The sequence below is a fragment of the Roseicella sp. DB1501 genome, assembly GCF_013112485.1.
Classification (GTDB): Bacteria; Pseudomonadota; Alphaproteobacteria; order Acetobacterales; family Acetobacteraceae; genus Paracraurococcus.
In genome coordinates this window covers 59,884-79,937 of sequence record NZ_JABFHG010000014.1, presented here as the reverse complement: position 1 = coordinate 79,937, position 20,054 = coordinate 59,884, and the positions used below count along the sequence as shown (strand labels likewise).

17 protein-coding genes and 2 tRNA genes are annotated in these 20,054 nt (G+C 72.3%); 8 read left to right on the top strand and 11 right to left on the bottom strand.

What is annotated here, in order from left to right; translation table 11 throughout:
- Positions 1-3: 3 nt before the first annotated feature.
- Both HJG45_RS23240 and HJG45_RS23235 read right to left on the bottom strand, forming a co-directional pair.
- Entirely contained in the window at positions 4-1,014 is a 1,011-nt protein-coding gene (locus tag HJG45_RS23240; protein WP_171615574.1) for an aldo/keto reductase, read from the bottom strand.
- A gap of 68 nt (positions 1,015-1,082) precedes the next feature.
- On the bottom strand, positions 1,083-2,342 hold the full coding sequence (locus HJG45_RS23235; protein WP_171615572.1) for a D-amino acid dehydrogenase: 1,260 nt from the start codon (positions 2,340-2,342) through the stop codon (positions 1,083-1,085).
- Positions 2,343-2,469: 127 nt separating this feature from the next.
- Here HJG45_RS23235 and HJG45_RS23230 point away from each other — a divergent pair, with 127 nt between their 5' ends.
- A complete protein-coding gene (locus tag HJG45_RS23230; protein ID WP_171615738.1) occupies positions 2,470-2,916 on the top strand; it encodes an Lrp/AsnC family transcriptional regulator in 447 nt (148 codons plus the stop codon).
- 23 nt (positions 2,917-2,939) lie between these two features.
- On the opposite strand, the gene HJG45_RS23225 is transcribed toward HJG45_RS23230, so the two are convergent.
- The 4 genes from HJG45_RS23225 to HJG45_RS23210 form a co-directional block, all read right to left on the bottom strand.
- Positions 2,940-3,016, bottom strand: a tRNA-Arg gene (locus HJG45_RS23225).
- A gap of 26 nt (positions 3,017-3,042) precedes the next feature.
- On the bottom strand, positions 3,043-3,363 hold the full coding sequence (locus HJG45_RS23220) for an ETC complex I subunit (RefSeq protein ID WP_171615566.1): 321 nt from the start codon (positions 3,361-3,363) through the stop codon (positions 3,043-3,045).
- Positions 3,364-3,383: 20 nt separating this feature from the next.
- A tRNA-Pro gene (locus tag HJG45_RS23215) sits at positions 3,384-3,457 on the bottom strand.
- Between the two features lie 97 nt (positions 3,458-3,554).
- Entirely contained in the window at positions 3,555-4,040 is a 486-nt protein-coding gene (locus HJG45_RS23210; protein ID WP_171615564.1) for a DUF192 domain-containing protein, read from the bottom strand.
- 78 nt (positions 4,041-4,118) lie between these two features.
- On the opposite strand from HJG45_RS23210, the gene HJG45_RS23205 reads away from it, so the two are divergent.
- Positions 4,119-5,012 (top strand): alpha/beta fold hydrolase, encoded by an 894-nt coding sequence (locus HJG45_RS23205; RefSeq protein ID WP_171615562.1) that lies wholly within the window; start codon positions 4,119-4,121, stop codon positions 5,010-5,012.
- Between the two features lie 27 nt (positions 5,013-5,039).
- Here HJG45_RS23205 and HJG45_RS23200 read toward each other — a convergent pair whose 3' ends face one another.
- From HJG45_RS23200 to HJG45_RS23190, 3 genes are all read right to left on the bottom strand, one after another.
- Entirely contained in the window at positions 5,040-5,945 is a 906-nt protein-coding gene (locus HJG45_RS23200) for an alpha/beta hydrolase (RefSeq protein WP_171615560.1), read from the bottom strand.
- A gap of 279 nt (positions 5,946-6,224) precedes the next feature.
- Positions 6,225-7,616 (bottom strand): GntP family permease, encoded by a 1,392-nt coding sequence (locus HJG45_RS23195; RefSeq protein ID WP_171615559.1) that lies wholly within the window; start codon positions 7,614-7,616, stop codon positions 6,225-6,227.
- Positions 7,617-7,690: 74 nt separating this feature from the next.
- A complete protein-coding gene (locus HJG45_RS23190; RefSeq protein WP_171615557.1) occupies positions 7,691-8,854 on the bottom strand; it encodes an acetoin utilization protein AcuC in 1,164 nt (387 codons plus the stop codon).
- A gap of 90 nt (positions 8,855-8,944) precedes the next feature.
- Here HJG45_RS23190 and HJG45_RS23185 point away from each other — a divergent pair, with 90 nt between their 5' ends.
- The 3 genes from HJG45_RS23185 to HJG45_RS29510 all read left to right on the top strand — a co-directional run bounded on the left by HJG45_RS23185 (position 8,945) and on the right by HJG45_RS29510 (position 12,668).
- Positions 8,945-9,391: a MarR family winged helix-turn-helix transcriptional regulator gene (locus HJG45_RS23185; protein ID WP_171615555.1), complete on the top strand. Its 447-nt coding sequence runs from the start codon at positions 8,945-8,947 to the stop codon at positions 9,389-9,391.
- Between the two features lie 14 nt (positions 9,392-9,405).
- The gene (locus HJG45_RS23180; RefSeq protein WP_171615553.1) at positions 9,406-10,689 is read left to right on the top strand and encodes an MFS transporter; all 1,284 of its coding nucleotides are present in this window, start codon (positions 9,406-9,408) and stop codon (positions 10,687-10,689) included.
- A 155-nt stretch (positions 10,690-10,844) separates the two neighbouring features.
- Complete coding sequence (locus HJG45_RS29510) at positions 10,845-12,668, top strand: ATP-binding protein (protein WP_217363017.1); 1,824 nt, start codon at positions 10,845-10,847, stop codon at positions 12,666-12,668.
- A gap of 15 nt (positions 12,669-12,683) precedes the next feature.
- Here HJG45_RS29510 and tpiA read toward each other — a convergent pair whose 3' ends face one another.
- A complete protein-coding gene (tpiA, locus tag HJG45_RS23170) occupies positions 12,684-13,424 on the bottom strand; it encodes a triose-phosphate isomerase (protein WP_368040662.1) in 741 nt (246 codons plus the stop codon).
- 200 nt (positions 13,425-13,624) lie between these two features.
- On the opposite strand from tpiA, the gene HJG45_RS23165 reads away from it, so the two are divergent.
- A complete protein-coding gene (locus tag HJG45_RS23165; protein WP_171615549.1) occupies positions 13,625-15,520 on the top strand; it encodes a peptidylprolyl isomerase in 1,896 nt (631 codons plus the stop codon).
- Between the two features lie 47 nt (positions 15,521-15,567).
- Here the strand turns inward: HJG45_RS23165 and HJG45_RS23160 are convergent, their stop codons facing one another.
- The gene (locus HJG45_RS23160) at positions 15,568-16,776 is read right to left on the bottom strand and encodes an ABC transporter substrate-binding protein (RefSeq protein ID WP_171615547.1); all 1,209 of its coding nucleotides are present in this window, start codon (positions 16,774-16,776) and stop codon (positions 15,568-15,570) included.
- Between the two features lie 332 nt (positions 16,777-17,108).
- On the opposite strand from HJG45_RS23160, the gene trpE reads away from it, so the two are divergent.
- On the top strand, positions 17,109-18,611 hold the full coding sequence (trpE, locus tag HJG45_RS23155) for an anthranilate synthase component I (protein ID WP_171615545.1): 1,503 nt from the start codon (positions 17,109-17,111) through the stop codon (positions 18,609-18,611).
- A gap of 170 nt (positions 18,612-18,781) precedes the next feature.
- On the top strand, positions 18,782-20,041 hold the full coding sequence (locus tag HJG45_RS23150; RefSeq protein ID WP_171615543.1) for an MFS transporter: 1,260 nt from the start codon (positions 18,782-18,784) through the stop codon (positions 20,039-20,041).
- The last annotated feature ends 13 nt before the right edge of the window (positions 20,042-20,054 follow it).

Here is a 20,054-nt window from a genome sequence, read left to right as displayed (position 1 = left end):
GGCTCAGCCGACGACCGGCACCCGGCCCTCGATCGGGTATTGCGGATCGTTGTAGCCGGGCGTCGAGGGGTGGCCGGGCGCGACCAGGCTGTCGATCAGCGCCTCGTCCTCGGCCGTGAAGCGGTAGTCGAGCGCCGCGAGGTAGTCCTCCAGATGCTGCTCGGTGCGCGGGCCGAGGATGCAGCCCGTGACCAGGCGGTTGTTCAGCACCCAGGCGATGGCGAGATGCGCCGCCGAGCCGCCCTTCGCCGCGGCATGGTCGCGGATGCGCTGCGCGATCGCGAGCGATTCCGGCCGCAGCTCGGTCTCCAGCATCCGGCGGTCCTGGCGGCCGGCGCGGCTGCCCGGCTCCGGCGCCTCGCCGGGGCGGTACTTCGCCGTCAGCACGCCGCGGGCCAGCGGCGAATAGGGCACGACGCCGAGCCCGTAATGCGCCGCGGCGGGGATCTGCTCGACCTCCGGCTGGCGGTTCATGGCGTTGTAATAGGGCTGCGAGACCACCGGCCGGTCGATGCCCAGCCCGTCGCAGAGCCGGCAGATCTCGGCGATCCGCCAGGAGCGGTAGTTGGAGACGCCGAAATGCCGGATCTTCCCGGCCCGCACCAGGTCCCCGAGCGCCCGCACCGTCACCTCCAGCGGCGTCGCATGGTCCTCCTTGTGCAGGTAGAGGATGTCGATGAACTCGGTGCCGAGGCGGCGCAGGCAGGCCTCGGTGCCCTGCATCACCCATTTGCGGGAGAGGCCGCCCTCGTTCGGCCCCTTCCCCACGCGGTTGGCGATTTTGGTCGCCAGCACCCAGGCATGGCGGTTGCCGGCGATGGCGGCGCCGACCACCTCCTCCGAGCGGCCGGCATTGTAGCCATCCGCGGTGTCGAGGACGTTGATCCCGGCTTCGGCCGCGCGGGCGATGAGGCGCTCGCTGGTCGCGGCATCGGTCGGGCCGCCGAACATCATGGTGCCGAGGCAGTAGCGGCTGACCGAGAGGCCGCTGCGGCCGAGCGTGCGGTATTCCATCGCCTGTCTCCCCTGCGGCCGGCGAGGCTTGCCGTGCCGCCGGGGAAGGTCAAGCGGACCGGCGGCCCTCAGGCGACGGCGTAGCGCGAGAGGGCGAGGTCGTCGGCGGCGATCTCCGGCGCGCGGCCGGTCATCAGGTCGGCGAGCAGGCGGCCGCTGCCGCAGGCCATGGTCCAGCCGAGCGTGCCATGGCCGGTATTGAGATGCAGGTTGCGGTAGCGGGTCGGCCCCACCACCGGCGTGCCGTCCGGCGTCATCGGCCGCAGCCCGGTCCAGAAGCTGGCCTTCGCGATGTCGCCGCCGCGCGGGAAGAGGTCGCCGACGGAATAGGCGAGCGTCTCACGTCGCGGCTTGCGCAGCCGCAGCGAGAAGCCGGCGAGCTCGGCGGTGCCGCCGACCCGGATGCGGTCGCCGAGCCGGGTGATCGCCACCTTGTAGGTCTCGTCCATCACGGTCGAGACCGGCGCGCCGGCCTCCTCGGTCACCGGCAGGGTGAGCGAGTAGCCCTTCACCGGATAGACCGGCACCGCCACCTGCAGCGGCCGCAGCAGCGCCGGCGAATAGCTGCCCATGGCGACGACATAGGCATCCGCGGTCACCCGGCCCCGGTCGGTGGCGACGCCGGTGATGCGGTCCCCTTCGCGCTCGAGCGCCCGCACCGTGACGCCCTGGCGGAAGACGACGCCGCGGGCGGCGGCCATGGCGGCGAGTCGCTGGGTGAAGAGATGCGCATCGCCGGTCTCGTCCCCTGGCAGGCGCAGGCCGCCGACGAACTTGCCGGGCACCAGGCCGAGCGCCGGCTCGGCGCCGATGCAGCCTGCCGCGTCCAGCACCTCGTAGGGCACGTGATAGGCATCGAGCACCGCGGTGTCGCCGCCGACGGCATCGAGCTGCTTCTGGGTGCGGAAGAGCTGCAGCGTGCCCCTGCTGCGCTCGTCATAGGCGATGCCGGTCTCGGCGCGCAGGTCCCGTAGCACGTCGCGGCTGTATTCGGCGAGGCGCACCATGCGGGACTTGTTGGTGCCGTAGGCCGCCTCGGTGCAGTTGGCGAGCATCTGGCCGAGCCAGCGATAGAGCCCGTGGTCGAGCTGCGGCCATAGCACGAAGGGCCGGTGGCGCATCATCAGCCATTTCAGCGCCTTGATGGGGATGCCCGGCCCGGCCCAAGGGGCGGAATAGCCCGGCGAGACCTGGCCCGCATTGGCGAAGCTGGTCTCCATGCCGGCGGCGGGCTGGCGGTCCAGCACCGTCACCTCGTGCCCGGCCTTCGCCAGGTACCAAGCGCTCGTCACGCCGACCACGCCGCTGCCCAGGACCAGGACCCGCATCGCCGCCTCCGTTGGTTCGCCGCAAAGACTATCGGGAGGGTCAGCAAATTTCACGCCGATGCGCCGAATCCTCTGCCGCCGGCACGCCATGTGCCGCATGATCGACGACGGATTCGCAGATAATTCGATGCACGCGCTGGACGATACCGACCGCGCCATCCTCCGCCAGTTGCGGGCGGACGGGCGGATGAGCAATGCCGCCCTGGCCGAGGCGGTCGGGCTCTCGCCCTCGGCCTGCCTCAGGCGGCTGCGGCTGCTGGAGCACCGGGGCGTGATCCGCGGCTATACGGCGATCATCGAGGAGGCGGCGCCGCGCGAGGGCGTGGTGGTGATCGTCCAGATCACCCTCGAGCGGCAGACAGATGCCAGCATGCAGGGCTTCGAGACGGCGGTTCGCCGCTGTCCGGAGGTGCGCGAGTGCTACCTGATGACCGGGATGTCGGACTACCTGCTGCGGGTCGAGGCGCGCGACGCGGCGGATTACGAGCGCATCCACAAGGAGGTGCTCTCCCGCCTTCCCGGCGTGGCGCGCATCCAGTCGAGCTTCGCGATCCGCAGCATCGTCCGCGGCTGACCCAGGCCGGCAGGACCGGCGGATGGCGCGCCCGGCAGGACTTGAACCTGCGACCCCACGCTTAGAAGGCGCGTGCTCTATCCAGCTGAGCTACGGGCGCTTGGTGCCGGGCCGGCCGGGCCAGCCTCAGTGGGTCCAGTTCTCGGTCCGGCCGTAGCGGAAGTTGTCGGCATAGACCTTGGCCTTGATCCGGACCGGCTTCGGCTCCTCCACCTCATAGCGCAGGCCGTTCGCCTCGGCATAGGCGACGGCCTCCTCGCGGGTGGGGAAGCGCAGCCGGACCTGGCCGCGCGTGTCGCCCGAGCCGGCCCAGCCCATCAGCGGGTCGAGGTTCTGCCGCTCGCCGGGCGCGAATTCCAGCACCCAGTCCTGGGTGCGGCCCTTGCCCGACTGCATGGCACTGCGGGGCGGCACGAAGATGCGGGCGATCTGGGACGGGCCGGGCATGGTGTTCCTCGTTGCAAGACTCGGGGCGGCGGGATTCGAACCCACGACCTCCTGTACCCAAAACAGGCGCGCTACCAGGCTGCGCCACACCCCGCGCGGCGCGCACCCTATGGGCGTCGGGGCTCCGGGGCAATGGGCAGCCGGCGGATCGCCCCTCGGGACCCGCTTCCCCGGCCCCATTCCAGGCGCGGTCAAGGAGCGTTGCCGAAGATCCGCTGCTGCACCTGGTCGCCCACCCGCAGCCCCAGCCGCTCCGCCGTGCCGGCCGCGAGCTCGAGCGTCGCCCGGACCGGCCCCCGGCTCTCGATGGTCGCCAGGGATTGCGGCACGGTGCGCTCGGCGATGCGGTGGATCCGGCCATCGGCGGCGATGAAGACCATGTCGAGCGGGGCGATGGTGTTGCGCATCCACATCGCCGATTCCCGCGGCACGCCCCAGTCGAAAAGCATGCCCTCATCCGGGCCGACGCTTGGGCGGAACATCAGCCCGACCGTCTGCTGCTCCGGCGTCAGCGCCATCTCCACCTTGAATTTATGGCGCACCCCGTCCCGGGTGACGATGACCAGCGGCTCCTCCGGCAGCTTCGGTTGCGGGCCGGTCTGCGCCGGGGCGATGCCCGGGAGGGCGAGCTGCGCCGCCAGCAGGGCGGCGCCGGCCAGAAGGGAGCGTCTGTTCATCCAGCGAGCATGCCATCCGCCCCTGGGGCGGCCAACGCCCCTTCCCTTCCGGGCGGCGCGGCGCGCATCCTCGCCGGCATGAGCCATCTCCGCACCGTCCGGACCCCGACCCTCGAGATCGCCTATGAGGAGCATGGCCCGCCAGAGGGGACGCCGGTGGTGCTGCTGCACGGCTTTCCCTACGCGCCGCGGGGCTATGACGCGGCGGTGCCGCTGCTCGTCGCCGCCGGACGGCGGGTGATCGTTCCCTATCTGCGCGGCTACGGCCCGACGCGCTTCCTCGCCGCCGAGACGCCGCGCTCGGGCCAGCAGGCGGCGCTCGGTAAGGACCTGCTCGACCTGCTCGACGCGCTCTCCATCCCGCAGGCGGTGCTCGCGGGCTATGACTGGGGCGGGCGCGCCGCCTGCATCGTCGCGGCGCTCTGGCCGGCCCGCTGCGCCGGGCTGGTGAGCTGCACCGGCTACAACATCCAGGACATCGCCGCCTCCGTGCATCCGGCCACGCCGGAGCAGGAGCACCGCTATTGGTACCAGTACTACTTCCACACCGAGCGCGGCCGGGCCGGGCTGCAGGCCAACCGCGCCGGCATCGCCCGGCTGCTCTGGCGCCTGTGGTCGCCGGAATGGCAGTTCGACGAGGCGACCTTCGCCGCCAGCGCCGCCGCCTTCGACAATCCCGATTTCGTCGATGTGGTGATCCAATCCTACCGGCACCGCTTCGGCTATGCGCCGGGCGACCCGTCGCTCGAGCCGCTCGAGGTCGCGCTCGCGGCACGGCCGCCGATCATCGTGCCGACCATCGCCCCGCATGGCGGCGCGGACGGCGTCGGGCCGGCGGCGGATTCCGCCGGCCATGCCCACTTCTTCAGCGGTCCCTATGAACGCCGGGTCCTGCCGCGCATCGGCCACAACCTGCCGCAGGAGGCGCCGGCGGATTTCGTCCGCTGCATCCTCGACCTGCCGCATCACTGACCGCCCCGCAGCCGCCTCGCGCCGTGGTCAGGTGCGCCGCGGCTGCCCCGTGCCGGCCTGCTCCGCCGGAAGCGGTTGCGCGCCGATGAAGCGTGAGATGTCGCGCAGCACCGGTGCCGCGCTCGGCAGCCAGGGCGCCGAGGCGAGCAGATCGAGATGCCCGAAGCCGGGATAGACGATGGCCTTGACCGGCGTGCCCGCCGCGCGCGCCGCTTCGGCGAGCAGCCGCGTCTCGCGCGGCGGCACCACGAAATCGAGGCTGCCGGCGAGCAGCAGCAGCGGCGGCGTGTCCGGGCCGAGCTGCCGCGTCGCCGGCGCCACCGCACGCACATTCGGCGGGAAGACCGCGTTGAGCAGCGGCCAGTCCATGCAGCGCTCGGTGAAGAGGCCGGCGATGCCGATGGCGCCCTGCACCGCGTCGCGCGGCAGGCCGACCGAGGCGACGTGGTTCCGGTCGACCGCGAGCTTGACCGCGTTGTAGGCGCCGGCGGAATGGCCGGCGAAGTAGATCCGCGCCGGATCGCCGCCGAGCCGCGCCGCGTTGCGATGCGCCCAGACGGCGGCACCGGCGCCGTCCTCGAGGAAGTTCGGATAGCAGGCTTCCGGCGCCAGCCGGTAATTCGCCGAGATCACCACCGCGCCGCGCGCCGCCAGCCGGCGGGCGAAGAGCATGTCCTGCAGCTCGTCCTTCCGCCCGACCTGCCAGCCGCCGCCATGGAAGTAGACGATGACCGGCAGGGGCTCCGTCGCCGCCACCGGGTGGTAGGCGTCGAGCAGCGCTTCCGCGCGCGGCGCATAGGCGATGTCGCGCTCGACCTGGACCTCCGGCCCGCCCAGATCCGGCAGGCCGCCGGGAATGCATCCCGCGAGCAGCAGGGACGCGCCTGCTCCCGCGCCGCGCGCGAATGCGCGTCGCCCGACTCCTTGTCGCATTGGCCTCCTTCCCGCACGCCACATGACGCGGTCGGGAGGCGGAATGCTGCCGTTTCGTCACTGTTGCGCGGTCCGTGAAACACGCCGACGCGATAACGTAACGACCGGGTGAGAGAACATCCGTCGCGCAAGTTCGGGAATCCCTGTGCGTATCCACGGTGCTCGAGCCCAACCTGAAATGCTCACTGCCAGACGCGTCGTCGCCTGATCGATGCGAGGAGGCGTGGTGGAGGATCGGGCCAGACATGAACGCAGCGGCTGCGGGGGCCGCCGTACTGCTCAGACGAGGCCGGTGAGGTAGTAGAGCGCGATGACGAAGAACACCGCCGCGGTCTTCAGCGCCGTGACCGCGAAGATGTCGCCATAGCTCTGCCGGTGCGTCAGCCCGGTGACGGCGAGCAGGGTGATCACCGCGCCATTGTGCGGCAGCGTGTCCATGCCGCCGCTCGCCATCGCCGCGACGCGATGCAGCACCTCGAAGGGGATGCCGGCCGCGCTCGCCGCGGCTTTGAACTGCTCGGCCATGGCGGCGAGCGCGATGCTCATGCCGCCACTCGCCGAGCCGGTGATGCCGGCGAGCGCCGTCACTGCCACCGCCGTGTTCACCAGCGGATTGGGAATGGCGGCGAGCGCCTCGCGGATCACCAGGAAACCGGGCAGCGCCGCGATCACCGCGCCGAAGCCGTATTCCGAGGCGGTGTTCAGGCTGGCGAGCAGCGCGCCGGCGACGGCCGCGCGGCTGCCCTCGGCGAAGCGGCCGGCGATGCCCCGCCAGCCGAGCGCCAGCACCGTCAGGATGCCGCAGAGCAGCGCCAGCTGCACCGCCCAGATCGCCGCCACCGCCGGCACGGCGGTGGTGATCGGCTGCTCCAGCCCGGCGAGTTCGGTCACATGGCTCGGCCCATAGAGCACGGGCACCAGCCGCGTGAAGGCCAGGTTGAGCAGGAAGACCACGACGAGCGGCGCGACGGCGATGGCGGGATGCACCGGGCGCTCGTCGGTGGCCCGTTCTGGCTCGTTGGCATGGCCGCTGCCATAGCCCTCGCCGCGCGCCGCCGCTTGGCGGATCCGCCAGGAGAGATAGGCGATGCCGAGGGTGAAGATGAAGCCAGCGCCCGCCAGGCCAAGCAGCGGCGCGGCCCAGGCATCGGTCTGGAAGAAGGTGCTCGGGATGATGTTCTGGATCTGCGGCGTCCCCGGCAGCGCATCCATCGTGTAGCTGAAGGCGCCGAGGGCGATGGTGCCGGGGATCAGGCGCTTCGGGATGTCCGCCTGACGGAAGGCCTCGGCGGCGAAGGGATAGACCGCGAAGACCACGACGAAGAGCGAGACCCCGCCATAGGTGAGCAGGTTGCAGACCAGGACGATGGCGAGGATCGCCCGTTCCCGCCCCGCGAGGCCGATGACGGCGGCGACGATCGCGCGCGAGAAGCCGGAGAGCTCGATCAGCTTGCCGAAGACGGCGCCGAGCATGAAGGCCGGGAAGTAGAGCTTCACGAAGCCGACCATCTTCTCCATGAAGAGGCCGGTATAGACCGGCAGCACCGCCGCCGGATCGGTGAGCAGCACCGCGCCGAGCGCGGCGACCGGCGCGAAGAGGATGACGCTGTAGCCGCGATAGGCGACGAGCATCAGGAAGCCGAGCGCGGCGAGCGCGATGACGAGGCTCATGGGCACCTCCTGCGGCGGCGCCGGTCCGCCGCCCTGCCCGCAACCGCCCGGCGGCCCGCCGGTTCCGCCGCGGATCAGGCGGTCGCCACGCCCGCCCCCATATCCTTCCTTGGCGCCGGCAGGTCGCGCAGCGCCGCGGCCGCCACGCGCTGCACCTCGGCGCGCACCACGCCCGGCCGCGGCGGGTCGCGCAGGGTGGTGAACCAGTGCGCCGGCGGGTTGCGTCCGGCCGCCCGCGAGTAGGTCAGCGCCCGCAGCACGCGCTCGGCCGCCGGCGTCGCGCGCGCCGGGATCTCGATGCCGTTCAGCACCGCCCAGATGCCGGCCCAGCAGCGCCCGACCGACCAGGGATTGTAGCCGCCGCCGCCCAGCACGACGAGGCGCGGCGCCGCGCCGAGCAGCGCCCGCACCATGCCCCAATGCGCGTTGTTGGACAGGGCCAGGCGCGAGAGCGGGTCCTCCTCCAGCGCGTCGGCGCCGCATTGGAGCATGATGGCCTGCGGCCGCAGGCGCCGCGCGATCGGCAGGATGGCCTGATGCAGCAGCCACAGCATCTCGCTGTCGTTGAAGCCGGCCGGCACCGGCAGGTTGCGCGCATGGCCGCCGGCGCGGTCGGTCGCGGCGCCGGTGAAGGGCCAGCGCCCGCCCTCATGGATGCTGAGCGTGAAGACGCGTGGATCGTCGTGGAAGGCATCCTGCACGCCGTCGCCGTGATGCGCGTCGATGTCGACGTACAGGATGTTGTCGATCCCCTGGTCGAGCCAGGCGAGCAGCGCGAGGACGACGTCGTTCAGGAAGCAGAAGCCGCTCGCCCGGTCCGGCCGGCCGTGATGCGTGCCGCCGCCCGGGCAGTAGGCGATCCCGCCCGCCACGGTCAGCCGCGCCGCCAGCATGCAGCCGCCGGCGCTGGTCGCCGGGCGGGAGAAGACCTCGCGGTAGACCGGGTTGCCATGGGCGCCGATATGGAAGCGCTCGCGGTCGGCGGGATCGGCCTGCTGCGTCGCCTCGGCCCGCTGCAGGGCGGCGATGTAGTCGGGGTGGTGGAAGCGGGCGAGCTCGGCCGGCGCCGCCATCGGGGCGGGCAGCCAGCCCTCCGGCGGCAGCCAGCCCATGGCCTCGATGAGGTCGAGCGCGGTCGAGACCCGCGGGATGGAGAGCGGGTGCTTCGGGCCATAGGAGGAGCGGCGGTAGATCTCGGACCCGATCAGGACCGGGCGGCGGTGGGGATCGGGCGGCATCGCTGCCGATATGCGTCGCGGCCGCCCCAGCGCAAGCGCCGTCCCGATGCGCCGGCTTGAATTAGGTGCATATACGTGTATTCTCGGCCGATGCCCGCGCGCGCCCCGGATCCCTGCAGCTGCCTCGCCATCCGCAAGGCGGCGCGGCACGTGACCCAGTTCTACGATGCCCGGCTCGCGGCGAGCGGGCTGACCACGCCGCAATTCTCCATCCTCGCCCGCCTCCGCCATCTCGGGCCGAGCACCATCAACGACCTCGCCGGGGATCTGGTGATGGACCGCACGACGCTGGGGCGGAACCTGCGCCCGCTCGAGCGCGACGGGCTGCTCGCCATCGCCGCCGATCCGGCGGACCGCCGCTGCCGGGCCCTGGTCCTGACCGAGGCCGGGCAGCGCCGCCTCGCCGTCGCGCGGCCGCTCTGGCAGGCGGCGCAGGCGGAGTTCGATGCCCGCTTCGGCGCCGAGGCTTCGGCCGCGCTGCGGGCCAGCCTCGCCAGCCTCGTCGCCATAGACCTCAACGGCCCGCAGGCGGGCTGAACGGATCCCGCGCCATGCTCGCCGACCGCCTCGCCCAAACCCTCGCCCGCCGCGGCATCCATTACGGCTGGGCGATGGTGGCGCTCACCTTTCTGGTCTCCCTGGCCTCAGCCGGCGCCCTCGGCGTGCTCGGCGCGCTGCTGCTGCCGGTGCAGCGGGAATTCGGCTGGGAGACGGCCACCATCTCCGGCGCCCTCGCCCTCCGCCTGCTGCTCTTCGGCCTGACGGCGCCCTTCGCCGCGGCGATCCTGCAGCGCTACGGACTGCGCCGGACGGTGGCCGCGGCCCTCTCGCTCGTCATCCTCGGCTGCGGCCTGTCGATCGGGATGCGGGCGCCCTGGCAGCTCTGGCTGAGCTGGGGCCTGCTCACCGGCCTCGGCACCGGGATGACGGCCCTCGTCCTCGGCGCGACGGTCGCCAACCGGTGGTTCACCGCCCGCCGCGGCCTGGTGATGGGCATCCTCACCGCGACCAATGCCACTGGGCAGCTCGTCTTCCTGCCGCTCGGGGCCTGGCTGGCGCAGGCTGCCGGCTGGCGCGTGGCCATCCTGCCCGGCCTCGCCGCCTGCCTGCTGGCTGCCCTGCTTTTCTGGCTGCTCGCCCGCGACCATCCGGCCGAGCTCGGCCTGCCGGCCTATGGCGAGACCGCCGCCGCGCCGCCGCCGCGCCCGCCGGCCGGCAATCCGGTACGCACCGCCTTCGCCACCCTGGCGGACGCCGCCGGCACGCGCATCTTCTGGATCCTTTTCGTCACCTTCGCTATCTGCGGGTTGTCGACCAACGGGCTGATTCAGACGCATTTCATCCCGCTCTGCAGCGATTTCGGCATGGCGGAGGTCGAGGCCGCCTCGGTCCTGGCCCTGATCGGCGCCTTCGACTTCGTGGGGACCGTCGCCTCGGGCTGGCTCTCCGACCGCTACGACAACCGCAAGCTGCTGTTCTGGTATTACGGTCTGCGCGGCCTCTCGCTGCTCTTCCTGCCGAGCAGCAGCTTCACCCTGTTCGGCCTTTCGCTCTTCGCCGTGTTCTACGGGCTGGACTGGGTCGCCACCGTGCCGCCCACCGTGAAGCTGGCCGGCCAGGCCTTCGGGCGCGAGAAGGCGCCGCTGGTCTTCGGCTGGATCTTCACCGCGCATCAGCTCGGTGCCGCGACCGCCGCCTTCGGGGCTGGCCTCGCCCGCGATTCCCTGGCGAGCTACCTGCCCGCCTTCTACCTCGCCGGCCTTGCCTGCCTCCTGGCCGCGCTGCTCGCCCTCACCGCCCGCCGGCCGCAGCAAGCGGCGGCGCCGGCCGAGTAGCCGCCCCGGCCCCGCCCGGGTGGCAGATGCCCATGGAAGGATGCTGCGACAGGGCTGAATGTGTAAGGTGCTCCCGGCTGCGGGAGGGCTGCTCGGATGCGGTCGCAGGCATGGCGATGGCGCGAGGCGCCGCCCCGGCATGGCCGCCCGCGCCCGTGAGGCGCGCGCGCCAGGTGCGGCCGACGCGGCCCGGCCAGCGGGAGGTGCAGGCCGAGCGCGTGGCGGCGCTGATGCGCCAGACGCCGCTGGCCGTGGCGGTCACGGTGCTGAATGCCAGCCTGATGACGGCACTGCTGTGGCATCTCGGCGAGGGGCGGGCGGGCGGCTGGCTCCTCCTGGCGCTGGCGGTCGCGGCGCTCCGGCTCGTCCTGGTGCGGCGCTGGTGGCGCGCCTCCGTCATTGCGCGGCGCGAGGAACGCTGGAGCCTGCTCGGCACGCTCGGCAGCGGCGCCGCCGGCCTGGTCTGGGGCGGCGGCGCGGCCTGGCTCTGGCCGGCCTCGGACGCCGCCCGCCTGATCTGGACCTTCCTCGTCGGCGGCATGTGCGCGGGCGCGACCGGGCTGCACCATGCGCATCTGCCCGCCACCCTCGCCTTCCTCCTCGCCGCCGGCCTGCCGCTGCTCGGCTGCTACGCCGCGGTGGGCACGGCGGAGAGCGCCATCGCCGCCGCGATGATCCTCGTCTTCCTCGGCGCCCTGTGCTTCAGCGCTTGGCGGTCGAGCGGGGAATTCGCGGCGCAGATCCGCCTCCGCCTCGACCTGTCGCGGCAGGCGCGCGAGCTGGACGAGATGAACCTCCGGCTGCGCGAGGCGATGGCGCGGCATCGCAGCGCCGAGGCCAGCCTGCGCCAGGCGCAGAAGATGGAGGCCGTCGGCCAGCTCACCGGCGGCATCGCGCATGACTTCAACAACCTGCTGACCGCGGTGCTCGGCAGCCTGGCGCTGCTGCGCAAGCGCCTGCCGCCCGGCGACGGCCGCGCCGGCCGGTTGCTCGAGAATGCCTGGCAGGGAGCGCAGCGCGGCGCCGCGCTGACGCAGCGGCTCCTCGCCTTCGGCCGCAGGCAGGCCCTCGACCCGGTCGTCGTCTCCCTGCCGGATCTCGTGCGGGAGATGGCGCCGCTGCTGCGGAGCGCGCTCGGCGGCGGCGCGCAGCTGCGCACCGCGCTGCCGCCCGACCTCGCGCCGGTCATCGTCGATGCCAACCAGCTCGAGCTGGCGCTGCTCAACCTCGTGGCCAATGCCCGGGACGCCCTGCCCGAGGGCGGCGAGATCCGGATCTCGGCGGAGGAACGCAGCGTGGCGAGGGGCGAGGCCGGCGCCCTGCAGCCCGGCCGCTACGTGGTGCTGCAGGTGGCCGATGCCGGCGAGGGCATGGACGAGGCGACGCTCGCCCAGGCGATCGAGCCCTTCTTCACCACCAAGGGCCTTGGTAAGGGAACCGGGCTCGGCCTGTCGATGGTGCATGGCCTCGCCGCGCAATCGGGCGGCCACTTCGTGCTGCGCAGCGCCCGGGGCGAGGGCACGGTGGCGGAACTCTGGCTGCCCCGCGCGGCGGCGCCCGTGCCGCAGCGCGCCGCCGCGCCGCAGCCCGGTGCGAGCGGCCGGCAGGGCAACATCCTGCTGGTCGATGACGATCCGCTGGTCCTGGCGAGCACGGCGGCGATGCTCGAGGATCTCGGCCATCGCGTCACCGAGGCTGGCTCGGGCGCCGAGGCGCTGGCGCTGCTGGCCGCCGGCGCGCCGGTCGATCTGCTCGTGACCGACCAGGCGATGCCGAACATGACCGGGCTGCAGCTCACCGAGGCCGCCCGGCGGCTGCGGCCGGGCCTGCCGGTGCTGCTGGCGACCGGCTATGCCGAGCTCAGGGGCGAGACGCCGCCGGGCCTGATGCGGCTGGGCAAGCCCTTCGAGCAGGACCGGCTCGCCCTCGCCGTCGAGGCAGGCCTCGCCGGCGACCGGCTCGACACGACCGCCGGCTGACCGGAGCGGCGGCCGTCAGCCGACCGCGGCGGCGATCGCCAGGAAGTCGGCGGCGACCAGGCTGGCGCCGCCGACCAGCGCCCCATCGACATGCGGCAGAGCGAGGATCGCCTTGGCGTTGCCCGGCTTGACCGAGCCGCCATAGAGGATCCTGAGCCCTTCCCCCGCCTTGCCGAAGCGACCCGCCAGATGCGCCCGGATCGCGGCATGGATGGCGGCGATGTCGGGCTCGGTCGGGGTCCGGCCGGTGCCGATCGCCCAGACGGGCTCGTAGGCGACCACCCCGCCGGCGCCGGCGAAGCCCTCGGGCAGGCTGCCGGCCAGCTGGCCGGTGACCACCGCCTCGGCCTCGCCGGCCAAGCGCTGCGCCTCGCTCTCGCCGACGCAGACGATGGGGACCAGCCCGGCGGCGAGGGCCGCCTCGGCCTTGGCACGCACCGCGGCGTCGCTCTCGCCATGGTCCGCCCGGCGCTCGGAATGGCCGAGGATGACGTAGCGGGCGCCGACATCCTTCAGCATGGGCGCGGCGACGTCGCCGGTATGGGCGCCCTTGGCGGCGGCGTGGCAATCCTGCGCGCCGACGGCGAGGCCCGGCCCGGCCTTGCCGGCGACGAGCTGGAGATAGGGAAAGGGCGGGCAGACCAGCAGCTCCGCCGCCCCGGCCTGCGCTGCCCCGGCCTGCACCGCCCCGACCAGCGAGGCGGCCTCGGCGAGCGAGCCGTGCATCTTCCAATTGCCGGCGATCAGCGGGCGCACTCCGGGCGTCATGGCGTCCTCCTTTGCGGCCCCACCGGCCCGGACCGATCGCGGATCCGTCCTAAGCCATTGCCGGGCTGCGTGATTCAGGCAATCCGGCGTTTCCGCCGCGAGGGCTGACGCTCTATCGGGCATGCCCCGGTTTGGCAACCGGGGCTGTCCTCGGCTATGGCAGCCGCCCAACGCGCGCACGGGACACGATGCTCACCGCCCTCCGACGCCTGGCCGGCACCTGGTTCGCCAGGGCCCTCTTCGTCCTGCTGATCCTGTCCTTCGCTGTCTGGGGCATCGGCGACATGGCGCGCAACCTCTTCGCGCCCGATACCTCGCTCGCCCGCGTCGCCGGCCAGCCGGTGACCCTGGAGGAGGGGCAGGCGGTGATGCGGCGCGAGATGCAGCGCCTGTCGCGCCAGATGGGCAGCCAGTTCGAGAATGATCCGCGCATCCGCCGCGCCATCGCCGAGCAGGCGGTGGACCAGCTCGTGCTTGACCGGGTGATCCGGGACGAGGCGCAGCGGCTGAAGGTGGCGGTGCCGGATGCGGCGGTGCGCGACTATGTCTTCGCCATCCCCGGCTTCCACGGGGCCGACGGCCAATTCTCCCAGGCGCTGTTCCAGAGCTTTCTGCGCAACAACGACCTGAGCGAGGCGCGCTTCCTCGACCTGCTGCGCGCCGATCTGGCGCGGCAGCAGATCGCCATGGCGGTCCGCTCCGGCGCCGCCGCCCCGGCACTGCTGACGGACCGGCTGCTGCGCTGGCTCGACGAGCAGCGCGACGTCACGCTGGTGACGCTGCCCATCGCCGCCGCGCCGGAGCCGCCCGCCCCGACCGAGGCGCAGCTGCAGCGCTTCCACGAGAACAATCCGGAGCAATTCTCCTCGCCCGAATACCGCGCGGTCACGGTCGCGGTGCTGACCGCCGACCTGCTGTCGCGCGAGGTGGCGGTGAGCGACGAGGATGTCGCCGCCGCCTATGAGGCGCGCCGTGGCCAGTTCGAGACGCCGGAGCGGCGGACGCTGGAGCAGGTGCTGGTCCCGGACGAGGCCAAGGCGAAGGAGATCGCCGCCGCCTGGTCCGGCGGCGCGGATTTCGCGGCGATCGGCGCCCAGGCCAAGGCGGCGGGCGGCGAGGCGCTGGAGCTCGGCGAGGTCGACCGCGCCGGCCTGCCGGTGCCGGAGCTGGCCGAGGCCGCCTTCGCGGCGCCCGAGGGCGGGGTGACGGCGCCGGTGCGCAGCCCCTTCGGCTGGCATGTCTTCCGCGTCCAGTCGATCGAGCCTGGGCACAGCCGGCCGCTGGCCGAGATGCGCGAGCAGCTGCGGCAGGAGCTGGCTCAGGAGAAGGCGGCCGACATCGCCTTCGAGCGCGCCAACAAGGTGGAGGACGCGCTGGCCGGCGGCGCGACGCTCGCCGAGGTGGCGAAGCAGTACGGCCTCGGCCTCGCCACCGTGGAGACCGATGCCAATGGGCTCGGCCCGGACGGCAAGCCGGTGACCCTGCCGGTGATCGAGGCCGCTCGCGCGCCGCTGCTGAAGGCGATCTTCCAGGCCGAGCGCGGCGCCGCGCCGCGGCTGCAGGAGACCGAGGCGGGCTTCGTCGCCATCGACGTGCAGAAGATCGTCCCGCCGGCGCTGCGGCCCTTCGACACGGTCGAGGCCGCGGTGCGCGCCGCCTGGGTGCAGGATGCGCGCCGGCATGCCGAGGAGGAGCGCGCCGCCGCGCTGCTGCAGGCGACGAAGGAGGGCAAGCCGCTCGCCGAGGCGGCGGCCGCTGCCGGGCTGGGCTCGCGCGAGATCGGCGCGGTGCGGCGCGACCCGCAGCAGGATGCGGCGGTGCCGCGCGAGCTGCTGGCGCCGCTCTTCGAGTTGAAGCTGCACGAAGCAACGATGGTGCAGACCCGCGACGGCTTCGCCGTGGCGCAGGTGCAGGGCATCACGCCGGGCGATCCGGCGGCGGACAAGGAAGGGTTCGACCGGCTCAAGGACCAGCTCGGCCAGGCGATGGCGCAGGACATCGATATCGAGTTCGTCGCCGCGCTGCGGGCCCGCGGCGACGTGCGCGTCAACCCGCGGATGCTCGATACGCTGGCCCAGCCCTAGGCCGGGAGGCGCGGCGGCTCCCGCATCCGGGCCGCCGCGCGCCGGGCTCAGCTCACGCTGCCTTCTAGCAGCGAGCCGAAGCGGTCATAGCTTCGGCCGTTGAAGCGCTGCAGCTGCATCTGCCGGATCGGCCGGTAGTTGGTCGGGCTGGAGTTCAGCCGGATGCCCGGCAGCAGCGTCGGGACCTCGACATCCTTGAGGTTCGCCGCCTGGCGCATGATGTTCTCGCGCGAGGCATCCTCGCCGCATTGTCGCAGCACCTGCTCCATCGCCCGCGCCGCGCTGTAGCCATAGACCGAATTGGCATCCGTCAGGTCGGCATCCGGCAGGTAGCGGGCCATGAAGGCGCGCCATTCCAGCATGCCGGCATCCTGCGCCCAGGCCGGATCGGTCGGGTCCTTCATATAGGCCGCCGTGGTCAGGCCGACCGCCTTCTCGAGCCCCGCGGGCTGGATCACCACGCCGACGGAATTGGCGCCGTAATGCACGCAAGTGGTCGGCTTCCAGCCGATCTCGTACAGCTTGCGGATGGCCATGGAGGCGAATTTCGCGGTGACAGCCAGCACCAGGCCCTGCGCCCCGCTCTGCTGCAGCGTCAGGATCTGCTGGTCGATGGTCGGGTCGGTGCTCTCGTAGCTCAGCACCTTCGTCGCCTCATCGAACCGCGCCCCGAGCACGTCGCGCACGCCATGGACGTAGTCGCGGCCGAAATCGTCGTTCTGGTGCAGGATGGCGATGCGCCCGCCCGGATGCGTCGAGAGGATGTGCTTGGCGTAAAGCTGCGCCTCGATCCGGTAGGAGGGCGGGAAGCCGATGGTCCAGGGGAATTCCTGGTAGTTGCTCCACTTGTCGGCGCCGGTCGAGGGAAACAGGTTCGGCACCTTGCGCTGGTTGGTGTAGCGCAGGATGGCGCTGTTGGTCGGCGTGCCGAGGTTGCTGAACAGGCAGGCCACCTGGTCCTGCTCGACCAGCCGTCGCACCTGCTCGACCGTCTTCGGCGGGCTGTAGGCGTCGTCATAGGAGAGGAATTTGATCTTCCGCCCGGCGATGCCGCCCGCATCGTTCAGCTTGCGGAAATAGGCCTCCATGGTCTTGCCCTGGATGCCGAGGCCCGAGACCGGGCCGCTATAGGACATGGTGTTGCCGATGCGGATCTCGGTCGCGGTGACGCCGGGCATGGCAGGGGCTGCGGCGAGGCGCGGGGCGACGAGCAGGCTTGCGGCCGCGCTCCCGAGGAGCGTGCGACGGGTGGTCATGGACGGGTCTCCCTTTCCCTTTGGCGAGCGCCCTGTTGGGCCTCTGCGCCATTGTCTTGGGCGGGCCGGCTGGCGGTCCGCCTGCGGGTAGCCTAGGCCGAAGCGCTGCCTGCCGGCCATTGCTTCCGGTGGGCTGACCGCGCTCCCGAAACGAGCAGATGCACGGCTCCGAGCGTACCGCCCCCTCGCCGATCTGCCGGTTGGTGGAACGAGCAGATTCACGGCTCCGGGCGTACCGCCCTCCGCCGATCTGCTCTAGAACCTCCGGCGCGCCGGCAGCCCGGCCCGCGGCGGGCCCGGGGCGGCGCAGCCCCAAATCAGGAACCCACCCAATGTCGCTTCCCGATTTCCCCCGCTTCAGCGCCGGTCTTGCCGCAGGGCATGGCCAGGTGCTGTGGCGGGAGCGGGTCGCGGATCTCGACACGCCGGTCGGCACCTTCCTCAAGCTCGCACATGGAAGGCCGAACAGCTTCCTGCTCGAGAGCATCGAGGGCGGCGCCGCCCGCGGGCGCTATTCCGCCATCGGCATGGAGCCGGACCTGATCTGGCGCTGCCGCGACGGCCGCGCCGAGGTGAACCGCCACGCCCTGGCCGCGCCGCATGCCTTCGAGCCGGAGCCCGGCGCGGCGCTGGACAGCCTCCGCGCCGTCATCGCCGCCACCCAGATGCCGCTGCCGCCCGGGCTGCCGCCCATCGCCACTGGCCTCTTCGGCTATCTCGGCTACGACATGGTGCGGCTGATGGAGCGGCTGCCCGCGACGAAGCCGGACGTCATCGGCATCCCCGATGCGGTGCTGCTGCGCCCGACCCTGGTCGCCGTCTTCGACCATGTCCGCGACGCGCTCAGCCTCTTCACCACCGTTTGGCCCCAACAAGGACTTGATCCACGCGCTGCCTGGGAGGCGGCCGAGGCGCGGCTCGACGAGGCGGAGGCGGCGCTCGACCGGCCCCTGCCGCGCCCCGCCGCGCCGGTCAGCCTGCCCGCCCTGCCCGAGCCCTCGAGCAATTTCAGCCGCGAGGGCTTCATCGCCGCGGTGGAGCGGGCGAAGGAGTACATCCGCGCCGGCGACTGCTTCCAGATCGTCCCCAGCCAGCGCTTCTCCCTGCCCTTCGCGCTGCCGCCCTTCGCGCTCTACCGGGCGCTGCGGCGGATCAACCCGGCGCCCTTCCTGTTCCATTTCGACTTCGGCGGCTTCGCCGCGGTGGGCGCCAGCCCAGAGATCCTGGTACGGCTGCGCGACGGCACGGTGACCATCCGCCCGCTCGCCGGCACGCGCCGCCGCGGCGCGACGCCGGAGGAGGACAAGGCGCTGGAGGCCGAGCTGCTCGCCGATCCGAAGGAGCGCGCCGAGCACCTGATGCTGCTCGATCTCGGGCGCAACGATGTCGGCCGCGTCGCCGAGATCGGCAGCGTCCGGGTGCCCTCGCAATTCCAGATCGAGCGCTACAGCCAGGTGATGCATATCGGCTCGGAGGTCGAGGGCCGGCTGCGCCGCGGCCTCACCGCCGTCGATGCGCTGGCGGGCGGCTTCCCCGCCGGCACGCTGACCGGCGCGCCCAAGGTGCGGGCGATGGAGATCATCGAGGAGCTGGAGCCCTCCCGGCGCGGCGTCTATGCCGGCGGCTTCGGCTATTTCGGCACCGATGGCGGCATGGACACCTGCATCGGCCTGCGCATGGCGGTGGTGAAGGACGGCGTCATGCATGTCCAGGCCGGCGCCGGCGTGGTCGCCGACAGCGATCCGGTCGCGGAATACGAGGAGACGCGGCAGAAGGCGCGCGCCCTCTTCCGCGCCGCCGAGGAAGCCGTCCGCTTCGCCGCCGGGCGGCGATAGGCCGCATCCGGGCGGCGCCTGCCCGCGCCGCCCGGATTTGACACCGCGCCGCACCGGCCGCCTACTGCCCGGCGTGCGGCGATCCCTGAATCGCCCTCGTCCAGGAAAGACGCGCCGACCGTCCTGCCCCGCAGGCGCATCCGCGCGCGCGGCAGGAGGATCCCCCGGCCATGTTCGGCTGGCTACGCGAGCTCAACGAGAAAGAGCGCAAGACCATGATCGGCTGCCTCGGCGGCTGGTCGCTGGATGCGCTCGACGTGCAGATCTTCAGCTTCGTCATCCCGACGCTGCTCACCCTCTGGGGCATCAGCCGCGCCGATGCCGGCATGCTCGGCACCGTCACCCTGCTGGTCTCGGCGCTCGGCGGCTGGCTCGCCGGCGCGCTGTCGGACCGCTACGGCCGCGTCCGGGTGCTGCAGATCACCATCCTCTGGTACGCCTTCTTCACCTTCCTCTGCGGCTTCGCGCAGGACTTCAACCACCTCTTCATCTTCCGCGCCCTGCAGGGCCTCGGCTTCGGCGCCGAGTGGTCGGCCGGCGCGGTGCTGATGGGCGAGGTGATCCGGGACCGCTTCCGGGGCCGCGCCGTCGGTTTCGTGCAGTCCGGCTGGGCGATCGGCTGGGGCGCCGCGGCGCTGCTCTACACCGTTATCTTCGCCCTCCTGCCGGAGGAGACCGCCTGGCGGACCATGTTCTGGATCGGCCTGGCGCCGGCCGCCCTCGTCTTCTGGGTGCGCAAGCATGTCGACGAGCCGGATGTCTTCAAGGCGCAGCAGGCGCACCTCATCGAATCCGGCCGCTCGCCGCTCAGCCAGCTCCTGGTCGTGCTGAAGCCGCCCTATCTCTCGACCACCTGGAAGGTGGCATTGATGGTCACCGGCGCCCAGGGCGGCTCCTACGCCCTCTCGGTCTGGCTGCCGACCTTCCTGCGGACCGAGCGGCACCTCTCGGTGCTGAACACCGGCAGCTACCTGCTGGTGCACATCCTCGGCGCCTGGTTCGGCTTCATCGTCGGCGCGGTGCTGGCTGATGCCATCGGGCGGAAGGCGACCTTCCTCATCTCGGCCATCGGCTCGGCCATCTCGGTGGTGCTCTACGTGACGATGCCGATCTCGGACACGGTGATGCTGCTGCTCGCCGCGCCGCTCGGTTTCATCCTCTACATGATGTTCTCGGCGATGGGCCCCTTCCTCACCGAGCTCTACCCCACCGAGGTGCGCGGCAGCGGCCAGGGCTTCTGCTACAATGTCGGGCGCGCCTTCGGCGCCCTCTTCCCGGCGCTGGTCGGCTTCCTGTCGCAGCGCCTCGGCCTCGGCCCGGCCATCGCGGTCTTCGCCGCCGGCGCCTACGGGCTGATGATCATCGCGCTCCTGATGCTGCCCGAGACGCGGGGCCGCGATGTCCGCACCATTGCGATGGCCGGAGAATAGGTGGATTCAGGTG

What these genes read in the sequence shown, in the direction of transcription:
- HJG45_RS23240 (WP_171615574.1), bottom strand. Translation starts at nt 1,014, where the DNA reads ATGGAATACCGCACGCTCGGCCGCAGCGGCCTCTCGGTCAGCCGCTAC.
- HJG45_RS23190 (WP_171615557.1), bottom strand. Translation starts at nt 8,854, where the DNA reads ATGCCGCCCGATCCCCACCGCCGCCCGGTCCTGATCGGGTCCGAGATC.
- HJG45_RS23160 (WP_171615547.1), bottom strand. Translation starts at nt 16,776, where the DNA reads ATGACCACCCGTCGCACGCTCCTCGGGAGCGCGGCCGCAAGCCTGCTC.
- HJG45_RS23185 (WP_171615555.1), top strand. Translation starts at nt 8,945, where the DNA reads ATGCCCGCGCGCGCCCCGGATCCCTGCAGCTGCCTCGCCATCCGCAAG.
- HJG45_RS23165 (WP_171615549.1), top strand. Translation starts at nt 13,625, where the DNA reads ATGCTCACCGCCCTCCGACGCCTGGCCGGCACCTGGTTCGCCAGGGCC.
- trpE (WP_171615545.1), top strand. Translation starts at nt 17,109, where the DNA reads ATGTCGCTTCCCGATTTCCCCCGCTTCAGCGCCGGTCTTGCCGCAGGG.
- HJG45_RS23205 (WP_171615562.1), top strand. Translation starts at nt 4,119, where the DNA reads ATGAGCCATCTCCGCACCGTCCGGACCCCGACCCTCGAGATCGCCTAT.
- HJG45_RS23180 (WP_171615553.1), top strand. Translation starts at nt 9,406, where the DNA reads ATGCTCGCCGACCGCCTCGCCCAAACCCTCGCCCGCCGCGGCATCCAT.
- HJG45_RS23150 (WP_171615543.1), top strand. Translation starts at nt 18,782, where the DNA reads ATGTTCGGCTGGCTACGCGAGCTCAACGAGAAAGAGCGCAAGACCATG.
- HJG45_RS23230 (WP_171615738.1), top strand. Translation starts at nt 2,470, where the DNA reads ATGCACGCGCTGGACGATACCGACCGCGCCATCCTCCGCCAGTTGCGG.
- HJG45_RS23235 (WP_171615572.1), bottom strand. Translation starts at nt 2,342, where the DNA reads ATGCGGGTCCTGGTCCTGGGCAGCGGCGTGGTCGGCGTGACGAGCGCT.
- HJG45_RS23220 (WP_171615566.1), bottom strand. Translation starts at nt 3,363, where the DNA reads ATGCCCGGCCCGTCCCAGATCGCCCGCATCTTCGTGCCGCCCCGCAGT.
- HJG45_RS23200 (WP_171615560.1), bottom strand. Translation starts at nt 5,945, where the DNA reads ATGCGACAAGGAGTCGGGCGACGCGCATTCGCGCGCGGCGCGGGAGCA.
- HJG45_RS23195 (WP_171615559.1), bottom strand. Translation starts at nt 7,616, where the DNA reads ATGAGCCTCGTCATCGCGCTCGCCGCGCTCGGCTTCCTGATGCTCGTC.
- HJG45_RS23210 (WP_171615564.1), bottom strand. Translation starts at nt 4,040, where the DNA reads ATGAACAGACGCTCCCTTCTGGCCGGCGCCGCCCTGCTGGCGGCGCAG.